The organism is Streptomyces sp. SID486, assembly GCF_009865385.1.
Classification (GTDB): domain Bacteria; phylum Actinomycetota; class Actinomycetes; order Streptomycetales; family Streptomycetaceae; genus Streptomyces.
In genome coordinates, this window is sequence record NZ_WWJT01000060.1 from 1 (window position 1) to 10,485 (window position 10,485).

Here is a 10,485-nt window from a genome sequence, read left to right on the forward strand (position 1 = left end):
CGGCCCCGACGGCCCCGACGGGCTGCCCGCCGGCCGGGCCGGCACCCCGGCGGGCGCCGCCGCCCCGGCCGGCACCCGCACCCCCTCCGGTTCGCCGGTCACGTCCGGCCCGGCGGCCCCGCCCGCTCCACCCGGCTCGGCGGCCACCCCCGACGCCCTCGGAGCACCAGGAGTGCCGGGAGCACCAGGAGTGCCGGGAGCACCGGGAGTGCCGGGAGCACCGGGAGTACCGGGTCAGCCCGGCCGACCCGGCGTACCCGGAACGCCGGGAGCACCCGGGGCACTAGGCACTCCCGCCGCCCCCGGAGCATTCGGCACGCCAGGCACGCCAGGCACGCCAGGCACGCCAGGCACGCCCGGCGCACTCGGCACGCCCGGCGCACTCGGCACGCCCGGTGCGCTCGGCACGTCCGGCGCGTCTGGTGCGCTCGGCGTCCCCGGTCCCCACGGAGGGCGGCCCGCGGGCCCGCGTCCGGGACCCGCGGTCCGGTGGTCCGCGCGTCGTCAGCAGGTCACGATGTTCTTCGCGGGCCTGTTCGGCGTGCTCGCGCTCATCGCCGGCGTCTTCTACGTCACCCACCGCGGCGACGGCGACCAGGGCCGGGGCGCGGCCACCGCCCCCTCCCCGTCGGCCCACCCCCGCAGGAGCCCGCCGCCCGGGGTCAAGTGCGCCGACTCCTCCTGCACCGGCAAGGACGCCGAGGCGATGGGGTGCAGCGGTGACCTGGTGACCACCGCCAAGACCGCCACGGTCGGCACCACCACCCTGGAGGTCCGCTACAGCAAGGCGTGCGGCACGGCCTGGGGCCGGATCACCGGCGGTGTGCCGGGCGACACCGTGCGGGTCACCGTCGGCAAGCAGCGGCAGACGGGTGACATCACCGCCGTGGGGGACACGATCGGGTACACCCCGATGGTCGCCGTACGGGGCCCGGCGCAGGCCAGGGCCTGCGCCACCCTCGCCTCGGGCCAGACCGGCTGCACGGAGTGACGGCACCGGACACGCCGGCCCCGGGGCGGCGGGGCGGGGAGCGGCACGAGAGGGAGCGGGGAGCGGGGAATCGCGCCACGCGCGCATGGCGGGCCTGATCCCGGGCACGCGAGCCGTACCCCCACGGGAGCCCGGTCCGCCGGTCCCCCCACGGCGGCCGTCTTCGTCCCTCCTCTCCCGGACGACGGACGGCCGCCTGCGCGTGCTCCGAGCCGCTGCTCCCCCCTGCCTCCCCTGTGGGGTGAGCCACACGGCCCCGGACGTCTCGCATGCCGGATGCGCGATAGCCTGACCGCTGGATCTCTCTTGATGCCAAGAGATCGATCATCCGCCCGGGGCAGGGACGCCCCACCGCCAGCTGTCATACGGAGAACGCCATGACCCGCACTCCCGTGAACGTCACCGTCACCGGCGCGGCCGGCCAGATCGGTTACGCCCTGCTCTTCCGCATCGCCTCCGGCCAGCTGCTCGGCGCGGACGTGCCGGTCAAGCTGCGCCTGCTGGAGATCACCCCCGCGCTCAAGGCCGCCGAGGGCACCGCGATGGAGCTCGACGACTGCGCCTTCCCGCTGCTCCAGGGCATCGACATCTCCGACGACCCCAACGTCGCCTTCGACGGCGCCAACGTGGCCCTGCTGGTGGGCGCCCGTCCGCGCACCAAGGGCATGGAGCGCGGTGACCTGCTGGAGGCCAACGGCGGCATCTTCAAGCCGCAGGGCAAGGCCATCAACGACCACGCCGCGGACGACATCAAGGTGCTCGTCGTCGGCAACCCGGCCAACACCAACGCGCTCATCGCGCAGGCCGCCGCGCCGGACGTCCCGGCCGAGCGCTTCACCGCGATGACCCGCCTGGACCACAACCGCGCCCTGACCCAGCTGGCGAAGAAGACGGGCACCACGGTCGCCGACATCAAGCGCCTGACCATCTGGGGCAACCACTCCGCCACCCAGTACCCCGACATCTTCCACGCCACGGTCGCCGGCAAGAACGCCGCCGAGACCGTGAACGACGAGAAGTGGCTGGCCGAGGACTTCATCCCGACCGTCGCCAAGCGCGGTGCCGCGATCATCGAGGCCCGTGGCGCCTCGTCGGCCGCCTCCGCCGCCAACGCCGCCGTCGACCACGTCCACACGTGGGTCAACGGCACCGCCGAGGGCGACTGGACCTCCATGGGCATCCCGTCGGACGGTTCCTACGGCGTCCCGGAGGGCCTGATCTCCTCCTTCCCGGTCACCTGCAAGGACGGCCGGTACGAGATCGTCCAGGGCCTGGACATCAACGACTTCTCCCGCAGCCGCATCGACGCCTCCGTCCAGGAGCTGGTGGAGGAGCGCGAGGCGGTCCGCGGTCTCGGCCTCATCTGACCTGACGTGGTGTGACCCCGGCGCCGGTGCGCTATAGTTGATCACGCACCGGCCGCCGGGGAACCGGCACCAGGTGATGCGTTGGTGGTCCAAGGAAAGACGCCCCGCTTCCTGCGGGGAGATGCAGGTGCAAGGCCTGCCCGGCGCTCCACACACGAAGTCCCCCTCCCGCGGTGAGCGGCAGGGGGACTTCGTCGTACCGGGAGTCCACCGCGCCCGTGCCGTGCGGCGGCCGGTCGCCGTTCCCGCGACGGACGTGCGGCGGCCGGCCACCGTTCCCGTGCCGTGCGGGGTCAGTCACGGCTCCCGTGCCGTGCGGGGGTCAGTCACGGCTCCGGCGTCGTACCGGGGGTTCACCGCTTTTGGGTGAGCAGCTCGATCCCGGTGCTGTCGGTGTCCTCGGCCCGGCCGCCCAGCCGGTGGACCACGACCCACCGCCCGTCGGCCAGCGCTCCGGCGAACACGGACGCGTCCCGGGTGGCGCCGTTGTGCCAGCGCAGCGCTCCCGCCGACTGCCAGCTCACCGACGGTTCGCCCAGCCGCCGTTCCACCAGCAGCCGTACGACGAGATCGGCGGTGGCGCGCGGGGTCGCCCACAGGCCGCCGGCCGGGAGGATCGCGCCGTCCATCGTCCACGGCCTGCGCCGCGTACCCGGGAGCAGGCCCGGTGCCGTCAGCCGCTGTGCGGCGGTCGGGTGGGCGGTGACCTCGGTGACGTCCGACGGCCGCAGGACGTGGGCGTCGAGCAGTTCCTCGTATCCGGCGCCGCCCGCGGCGGCCAGGGCGGCGCCGAGGACGGCGTACCCGAGGTTGGAGTACTCCTCGTCGCCCGGCGGGCGTACGACGGCCGTGTCCAGGCCGCGCACCAGGCGCAGCAACTCCGCCCGGCCGAAGCCCGCGTACGGGTCGCGCAGGCCGAGGCCCGGAGGCAGCCGGGGCAGACCAGAGGTGTGCCGCGCCAGGTTCAGCAGCGTGACGCCGGTGCCGGGCGGTGCCGGGAGCCACCGTTCGACGGGGTCGTCGAGCCCGACCAGGCCCGCCCGAGCCATCCGGGACAGCAGGGTGCCGGTCAGCGCCTTCGTGAGGGACCCGATCTGGACATGACGGTCCACCGCGTGCCCGCCGGTCACCCGGGGCGGGCCCGCGTCGGTCAGTACACAGGTCGGGATGCGGCGCACGGCGGTCCTCTCGGTCGGGATCCGTATTCTCCGGCGCCGGCCATGACCTGCCGTCAAGTTCAGGCCATGGATTTCTCGGCCGGTGCCGGGGTCCCCGACGCGGCCCGGACGGAGCGGCCGGAACCGCGGTAGCCCGTCACGACCACGGCCGTCGCCACCAGTACCGTCACCCCGACCACCCGCAGTGCCGGCCCCATCCCGTGGGCGAAGTCGGCGTGGGCCGCCAGGGCGGTGCCGGCGACGGCGACGCCGAGGGCCGCGCCGGTCTCCCGGGCCGAGGTGCCGAGGCCGGAGCCGAGGCCGGCCTGGTGCGGGGGCAGCGAGACCGCCACCCCCAGGGTGAGCGCCGGCATGGCCAGGCCCGTGCCCGCCGAGATGACCAGCAGCCAGCAGGCGTACAGGGCGTAGGGCGTGTGCGCGTCCGCCGTGGACGCGGCCAGCAGGCCCAGGCCGATCAGCGCGAGCCCGGTGCCGACGACCGGACGCGGACGCGCCGACCAGCGGGCCGCGAGCTTCGGCACCAGGGTCATGCCGACGACGAGCGGCACGATCGCCACCCCGGTCGCCGCCGGCGCGAAGCCCTTGACCTGCTGGAGGTACTGGGAGTTGACGAAGAACAGCGCGAACAGGCCGAAGAAGCCGGTCGCCAGACCCAGCGTGTGCGCGCGCAGCTCACCGGAGCGGAAGACGCGCGGGTCGAGGAGCGGGGCGGCCGAGCGCAGGGCGTGCACGGCGAACGCCGCCACCAGTACGGCGCCCGTGCCGAACGCGGTCAGGATGCGGACCGAGCCCCAGCCGTGGCCGGGTCCCTCGATGATGCCGAACAGCACCGCGACCAGGCCCGCGGTCAGCAGGAGGGTGCCGGCCGGGTCCGGGCGGGCCGGCGCGGAGCGGGTGGTGCGCGGGGTGGTCAGCGCCACCGCGACGGCGAGCACGCCCGCCAGCGGCACCATCGCGGCGAACAGCGCCCGCCAGGACAGGAACTGACCGACCAGGCCGCCGCCCAGATTGCCGGCGAGGCCGCCCAGTCCCATCGCCAGCGTCCAGGACGCCAGCGCCTGGGCCCGGTGCTCGGGACCGGCCAGCTGGACCAGGATCGACATCGTCGCCGGGACGATCAGCGCCGCCCCCGCGCCCGACAGGCCCCGGCCCGCGATCAGCAGGGCCGGCCCGGGGGCGAGGGCGCTGGTCGCGGCGCCCGCGGCGAACAGGGCCAGCCCCGCCAGCAGGGCGCCCTTGCGGCCGTAGCGGTCACCGACGGCGCCCGCCGGGATCAGCAGGCCCGCGAAGACGATGACGTAGGCGTCGACCGTCCACAGGATCTGGGTGTGCGAGGGGTGCAGACCGGACGAACCCAGCTGCGGTATCAGCAGGTTGACAGCGGCGACCATGCTCTGTGCGACCAGCACGCAGGCGCACAGCGCGAGCAGGGTGGGGCGTTTCAGGGCGTGCGCGGGCACGGCTCCTCCCGGGGAGCTGGTGGGTGGTGGGGATGTGTCCCACCGTAGGCTCGGCACCGACCTGTCTTCCAGTGCAACCTTCGCAAGGGACACCTGCACATGACGCAATCCACGGGCCTCGACCTGAACCTGCTGGTCGCGCTGGACGTCCTCCTGGAGGAGCAGAGCGTGCAGGGCGCCGCCCGCCGGCTGCACCTGTCCGAGCCGGCCATGAGCCGCACCCTCGGCCGGGTCCGCAAGGCCCTCGGCGACCCGGTGCTGGTCCGCGCCGGCCGGCGGATGGTGCCGACACCGCACGCGCTGGCCGTGCGTGCCGAGGTGAGCGCCGTGGTGGAACGCGCCCGCGCCCTGTTCGCGCCGGGCCGGGACACCGACCTGCGCACGGTGAGCCGGACCTTCACGATCCTCGGCCACGACGCGATGGCCGCCACCCACGGCCCGCCCCTCTTCGCCCGCGCCGCCCGCGAGGCCCCCGGCATCCGCCTGCGCTTCCTGAGCGAGAGCCACGTGGACGCCCCCTTCCTGCGCCAGGGCACCGCCGACCTGGAGGTAGGGGTGATCGACTCGGCCGCGCCCGAGGTGCACGTGGAGACGGTGTACGAGGACCGCATGCTGGGTGTCGTACGGGCCGGGCACCCGCTGCTCGACGGGGAGCTGACCCCGGAGCGGTTCGCCGGGACGGCGGGGCACCTCGTCGTCTCCCGGCGGGGCAGGCAGCGCGGGCCGGTCGACGACGCGCTCGCCGGGCTGGGCCTGGAACGCACGGTGGTGGGCAGCGTCGGCACCTACCCCGCCTCGCTGTTCGTGCTGCGCGAGACCGATCTGATCGGGCTGATCAGCCGGTGGGGGCGCGCCCTGGCCGACGCCCTCGGCCTGGTCACCTTCGAGGTCCCGCTCCGTCTGCCCGCGGTGAGCGTGGGATTCGCCTGGCACCCGCGGCACGACGCCGACCCGGCGCACGCCTGGCTGCGCGGCTGCGTGCGGGAGCTGATGGCTTCGGGCCCCGAGCCCGGCGACGAGAGCGCCGTGTAGTCCGGCGGGCCCCGAGCCCGGCGACGAGAGCGCCGTGTAGTCCGGCGGCCCCTGAGCCCGGCGACGGGAGCGCCGTGTAGTCCGTTTTCACCCGTTCCGTGGTGGCTTATCAGTGACCCCGCGCACTTTCGGCCATGGATTGCGCATGCGCTGCCGCGCCCTGGGCAGGTGGCGACGGTCCCCGAGCGTGACACGTCTGTGACACAGGGGCACGGACCAGGAACGGAAGGCAACACCGATCATGGCGGACAGAACGGAACGACACGCCCAGGCGACCATCCACGCGGGCGGCGAATGGCTGGCGGCGGCCTCCGGCGCGACACGGGAGATCCTCGACCCCGCGGACGGCCGCCCCTTCGCCGTGGTCGCAGAGGGCGACGAGAAGGACGCCGAGCGCGCGATAGCCGCCGCCCGGCACGCCTTCGACCACGGCCCCTGGCCGCGTACGCCGGTCACCGAGCGCGCCGCACTGCTGCGCCGCGTCGCCGACCTGCTGACGCGCGACCGCGAGGAACTCGGTCTGCTGGAGAGCCGGGACGCGGGCAAGACCGCCGAGGAGGGCCGTGTCGACATCGACTGTGTCGCCGACGCCTTCCGTTACTTCGCCGACCTGGTCGCCGCCGAGGCGCCCGGCCGGGTGGTCGACGCGGGCTCGCCGGACATCCACAGCGTGGTCGTGCACGAGCCGGTCGGCGTCTGCGCGCTGATCACCCCCTGGAACTACCCCCTCCTCCAGGCCAGCTGGAAGATCGCCCCGGCACTCGCCGCCGGCGACACGTTCGTGATCAAGCCCAGCGAGATCACCCCGATGACGACGATCGCGCTGGTCGAGCTGCTGGCGGAAGCCGGCCTCCCCGCGGGCGTCGCCAACATCGTCACCGGCCCCGGCCACACCGTCGGCGCCCGGCTCGCCGAGCACCCGGACGTCGACCTGGTCTCCTTCACCGGCGGGCTGGCCAGCGGCACCAAGGTCGCCCAGGCCGCCGCGCCCACCGTCAAGAAGGTCGCCCTCGAACTCGGCGGCAAGAACCCCAACGTGGTCTTCGCCGACGCCTGTGCCACCGAGGAGGGCTTCGACACCGCCGTGGACCAGGCCCTCAACGCGGCCTTCATCCACAGCGGCCAGGTCTGCTCCGCCGGTGCCCGGCTCATCGTCGAGGAGTCGGTCCGCGAACGCTTCGTCGCCGAACTCGCCCGCCGCGCCCAGAAGATCCGGCTCGGCCGCGGCACCGCCGAAGGAGTCGAGTGCGGCCCCCTCGTCTCGGAGCAGCAGCGCGCCAAGGTCGAGGCGTACGTCGCCTCCGCGCTGGCCGAGGGCGGGGTGCTGCGCTGCGGCGGCAAGCGGCCGCAGCCGTCGCCCGAGCGCCCCGAGAGCGGGTACTTCTACGAGCCGACCGTCCTCGACGCCTGCCACCGCGAGATGAAGGTCGTCCGCGAGGAGGTCTTCGGCCCCGTCCTCACCGTCGAGACCTTCCGCACCGAGGACGAGGCCGTCGCCCTCGCCAACGACACCGAGTACGGCCTCGCCGGCGCGGTGTGGACCACCGACGCCGGCCGGGCCCGCCGGGTCGCGGGCCGGCTGCGGCACGGCACCGTCTGGATCAACGACTTCCACCCCTACCTGCCGCAGGCGGAATGGGGCGGCTTCGGCAAGAGCGGCACCGGCCGCGAGCTGGGCCCCGCCGGTCTCGCCGAGTACCGCGAGACCAAGCACGTCTACCAGAACCTCGCGCCGCGCCCGGTGCGCTGGTTCGCCGGCTGACCCGGCCGGCCCGAGCGCACCGCCTGTCCACACCCCTGGAGTAGCACCCCCATGTCCCACACCCCCCATGTCTACGACTACGTCGTCATCGGCGGCGGCACGGCGGGCTCCGTGATCGCCTCCCGCCTCACCGAGGACCCCGACGTCACCGTCGCCGTCATCGAGGGCGGCCCGAGCGACGTCGACCGCGACGACGTCCTCACCCTGCGCCGCTGGATGGGCATGCTCGGCGGCGACCTCGACTACGACTACCCGACGGTGGAACAGCCCCGCGGCAACTCCCACATCCGGCACAGCCGCGCCCGCGTCCTCGGCGGCTGCTCGTCGCACAACACCCTCATCTCCTTCAAGCCCCTGCCCTCCGACTGGGACGAGTGGGAGGCCGCCGGCGCCGAGGGCTGGGGCGCCGTCCCCATGGAGGCTTACTTCGCCCGCCTGAAGAACAACATCGTCTCCGTCGACGAGAAGGACCGGAACGCCATCGCCCGCGACTTCGTCGACGCCGCCCGGTCGGCGCTCGGAGTACCCCGGGTCGAGGGCTTCAACCGCAAGCCGTTCACCGAGGGCGCCGGCTTCTTCGACCTGGCCTACCACCCGGAGGACAACAAGCGCTCCTCCGCCTCCGTCGCCTACCTGCACCCGGTGATGGACGAGCGCCCCAACCTCCACCTCTTCCTGGAGACCTGGGCGTACCGGCTGGAGCTGGACGGCACCCGCGCCGAGGGCGTCCACGTGCGCACCAAGGACGGCGAGGACCTGCTGGTACGGGCCCGTAACGAGGTCCTGCTGTGCGCCGGCGCCGTCGACTCCCCGCGCCTGCTGCTGCACTCCGGCATCGGCCCCCGGGCCGACCTCGAAGCGCTCGGCATCCCCGTCGCGCACGACCTGCCCGGCGTCGGCGAGAACCTGCTCGACCACCCCGAGTCGGTGATCGTCTGGGAGACCCACGGTCCGATCCCGGAGAACTCCGCGATGGACTCCGACGCGGGCCTCTTCGTGCGCCGCGACCCCGGCCACGCGGGCCCGGACCTGATGTTCCACTTCTACCAGATCCCGTTCACGGACAACCCGGAGCGGCTCGGCTACGAACGCCCGTCCCACGGCGTGTCGATGACCCCGAACATCCCCAAGCCCAGGTCCCGCGGCCGCCTGTACCTGACCAGCGCCGACCCGTCCGTGAAGCCCGCCCTGGACTTCCGGTACTTCACCGACGAGGACGACTACGACGCGCAGACCCTGGTCGACGGCATCCGCATCGCCCGCGAGATCGCCAGGACCGAGCCGCTGGCCGGCTGGCTCAAGCGCGAGGTCTGCCCCGGCCCGGAGGTCGTCGGCGACGCCGAGCTGAGCGAGTACGCCCGCAAGGTCGCGCACACCGTGTACCACCCGGCCGGCACCTGCAGGATGGGCGCCGCCGACGACCCACTCGCCGTGGTGGACCCGGCTCTGCGGATCCGCGGCCTCGACGGCATACGCATCGCCGACGCGTCCGTCTTCCCGACCATGACCGCGGTCAACCCGATGATCGGGGTGCTCATGGTCGGGGAGAAGGCCGTCGACCTGATCGGAGGCGATTCCCGATGACTCTCACCGTTCCCACGCGCAAGCCCCCCACCACGGCCGACGCCGTCTTCTCGGTGTCCGGCCTGTGGAAGGTCTTCGGACCCAAGCCCGAGCGGATCCCCGCCGACCCCGGCCTCAGCGCGCTCGACCCCGCCGAGCTGCGCGCCCGCACCGGCTGCACGGCCGCCGTCCGGGACGTCTCCTTCGACGTCCGCAAGGGCGAGGTCTTCGTCGTCATGGGCCTGTCGGGCTCCGGCAAGTCCACCCTGGTCCGCTGCCTGACCCGGCTGATCGAACCGACGGCGGGCACCATCTCCATCGACGGCGAGGACGTCCGCGCGATGGACAGGGCCCGGCTGCGCGAACTGCGCCGGCACCGGGCCGCGATGGTCTTCCAGCACTTCGGCCTGCTCCCGCACCGCACGGTCCTCGACAACGTCGCCTACGGGCTGGAGATCCAGGGCGTCGGCAAGTCCGAACGCCGCGAGCGCGCCGCCGAGTTCGTCACCAAGGTCGGCCTGGAAGGCATGGAGAAGCGGCGCCCCGGCCAGCTCTCCGGCGGCCAGCGCCAGCGGGTGGGCCTGGCCCGCGCCCTCGCCGTCGACCCCGAGGTCCTGCTCTTCGACGAGCCGTTCAGCGCCCTCGACCCCCTCATCCGACGGGACATGCAGGACGAGGTGACCCGCCTGCACCGGGAAGAGGGCCGCACGATGGTCTTCATCACGCACGACCTGAGCGAGGCGCTCAAGCTCGGCGACCGCATCGCCCTGATGCGCGACGGCCGCGTGGTCCAGCTGGGCACCCCCGAGGAGATCGTCGGTTCCCCGGCCGACGACTACGTCCGCGAGTTCGTCCGGGACGTGCCGCGCGAGCAGGTGCTGACCTGCCGTACGGCCATGCGCCCGCTGTCGGCGCACGACACGCAGACCGGCCCGGCGGTCCGCCCGGAGGCCACGGTCGCCGAGGCCATCGAGGCGGTGGCCCGGGCCGGCGCGCCCGCCCGGGTGATGGACGAGGGCAGGTGCCTCGGCGTCGTCGACCACGAACAGCTCCTCGACGTCGTCGCCGGCGTCTCCGCCGGCGCCCCCGCCGCCCCCGCGCCCGCGGCCGGCCCCGCCGACACCCCCGCGGC

8 protein-coding genes are annotated in these 10,485 nt (G+C 74.1%); 6 read left to right on the plus strand and 2 right to left on the minus strand.

The features are described 5' to 3' along the window. Positions 1 to 517: 517 nt before the first annotated feature. Positions 518 to 991, plus strand: coding sequence for a DUF2690 domain-containing protein (locus GT045_RS39425; RefSeq protein WP_237538315.1), 474 nt, complete (start codon positions 518 to 520; stop codon positions 989 to 991). 377 nt (positions 992 to 1,368) lie between these two features. Continuing rightward, entirely contained in the window at positions 1,369 to 2,358 is a 990-nt protein-coding gene (locus GT045_RS03110; RefSeq protein ID WP_161298410.1) for a malate dehydrogenase, read from the plus strand. 353 nt (positions 2,359 to 2,711) lie between these two features. Here the strand turns inward: GT045_RS03110 and GT045_RS03115 are convergent, their stop codons facing one another. Further along, positions 2,712 to 3,536, minus strand: coding sequence for a serine hydrolase domain-containing protein (locus tag GT045_RS03115; protein WP_161333216.1), 825 nt, complete (start codon positions 3,534 to 3,536; stop codon positions 2,712 to 2,714). A 59-nt stretch (positions 3,537 to 3,595) separates the two neighbouring features. Next, on the minus strand, positions 3,596 to 4,996 hold the full coding sequence (locus tag GT045_RS03120) for an MFS transporter (RefSeq protein ID WP_161333217.1): 1,401 nt from the start codon (positions 4,994 to 4,996) through the stop codon (positions 3,596 to 3,598). Between the two features lie 99 nt (positions 4,997 to 5,095). Here GT045_RS03120 and GT045_RS03125 point away from each other — a divergent pair, with 99 nt between their 5' ends. The 4 genes from GT045_RS03125 to GT045_RS03140 all read left to right on the plus strand — a co-directional run. Beyond that, a complete protein-coding gene (locus tag GT045_RS03125; protein WP_161333218.1) occupies positions 5,096 to 6,028 on the plus strand; it encodes a LysR family transcriptional regulator in 933 nt (310 codons plus the stop codon). A gap of 241 nt (positions 6,029 to 6,269) precedes the next feature. Beyond that, positions 6,270 to 7,790 (plus strand): aldehyde dehydrogenase family protein, encoded by a 1,521-nt coding sequence (locus GT045_RS03130; protein ID WP_161333219.1) that lies wholly within the window; start codon positions 6,270 to 6,272, stop codon positions 7,788 to 7,790. Positions 7,791 to 7,841: 51 nt separating this feature from the next. Beyond that, the gene (locus GT045_RS03135) at positions 7,842 to 9,374 is read left to right on the plus strand and encodes a GMC oxidoreductase (protein ID WP_161333220.1); all 1,533 of its coding nucleotides are present in this window, start codon (positions 7,842 to 7,844) and stop codon (positions 9,372 to 9,374) included. After that, positions 9,371 to 10,485: glycine betaine/L-proline ABC transporter ATP-binding protein (locus GT045_RS03140; RefSeq protein WP_161333221.1), on the plus strand; the 1,115-nt coding region annotated here is incomplete at its 3' end. The genes GT045_RS03135 and GT045_RS03140, both read left to right, overlap by 4 nt.

Excerpts from the sequence above, each read along its gene's own strand:
- GT045_RS39425 (WP_237538315.1), top strand. The coding sequence starts at position 518 with ATGTTCTTCGCGGGCCTGTTCGGCGTGCTCGCGCTCATCGCCGGCGTC.
- GT045_RS03110 (WP_161298410.1), top strand. The coding sequence starts at position 1,369 with ATGACCCGCACTCCCGTGAACGTCACCGTCACCGGCGCGGCCGGCCAG.
- GT045_RS03125 (WP_161333218.1), top strand. The coding sequence starts at position 5,096 with ATGACGCAATCCACGGGCCTCGACCTGAACCTGCTGGTCGCGCTGGAC.
- GT045_RS03130 (WP_161333219.1), top strand. The coding sequence starts at position 6,270 with ATGGCGGACAGAACGGAACGACACGCCCAGGCGACCATCCACGCGGGC.
- GT045_RS03135 (WP_161333220.1), top strand. The coding sequence starts at position 7,842 with ATGTCCCACACCCCCCATGTCTACGACTACGTCGTCATCGGCGGCGGC.